Below are 730 nucleotides of genomic sequence, written 5' to 3' on the forward strand. Positions count from 1 at the left end.
CGCGCCCCGGACGCATCCTCGAAGACATCCGCCTCGACTTCCCGCGCCCGCGTCACGCCGACCTGCTCACCACGCCTGAATTCTCCCGGCTCAAGCGCCACTGCCTGGAGCTGCTGCGCCACGAAGACGGCCGCCAGCTGCCACGTCTGACACCGCTGGGCCTGCCCACCCAACAACGGATACCGCGATTCGCCATATGACTGACTTCAATTCGAGCACTGACAACCCCGACATTCTCGACCTGCAACCGCGCCTGCAGGACGCCGACGCCGGCGTGCGCCGCATCGCGTTGATCGAGCTGGCCGACCTGGAAGAGCCCGATGGCCTGCCCTGGCTCGCCCATGCGCTGAACCATGACGACGCCGCCAGCGTGCGCGCCGAAGCCGCTCGTCTGCTCGAAGCCTGGGAAGAACCCGAGGTGGTGGACGCCCTCTGCCGCGCCTTGGCCGACAGCGACGAAGACGTGCGCGAAGCCGCCGCCCAGAGCCTCAGCGAGCTGAAGACCGCCGAGGCCGGCGTGCGCCTGCTGCCGTGGGCGAACCATGCCGATATCTTCGTCCGCCGCAGCGCCCTGCGAGCCCTGCGCGAACTGCGCCTGGAAGACGCCGCCGAACCGGCCCTGAGTGCGCTGGAGGACTCCGATGCAGGCGTACGCCGCGAAGCCGTGGGCATCCTCGGCTGGCTCAAGCGCACTGACGCCCTGCCGCACCTGGCGCGCCTGACCCGTGAC

Annotated in this window: 1 protein-coding gene and 1 pseudogene; both read left to right on the forward strand. The window is 69.7% G+C overall.

The genetic code is table 11. The features are described from left to right. Nucleotides 1-200 (forward strand): annotated as a pseudogene (locus ACCC94_RS29925) (ABC transporter ATP-binding protein); the annotation flags it as partial. Then, nucleotides 197-730: HEAT repeat domain-containing protein (locus tag ACCC94_RS29930; protein ID WP_413353202.1), on the forward strand; the 534-nt coding region annotated here is incomplete at its 3' end. The pseudogene ACCC94_RS29925 and the gene ACCC94_RS29930, both read left to right, overlap by 4 nt.

This window comes from Pseudomonas sp. Pseusp97 (assembly GCF_047304025.1).
Lineage (GTDB): Bacteria > Pseudomonadota > Gammaproteobacteria > Pseudomonadales > Pseudomonadaceae > Pseudomonas.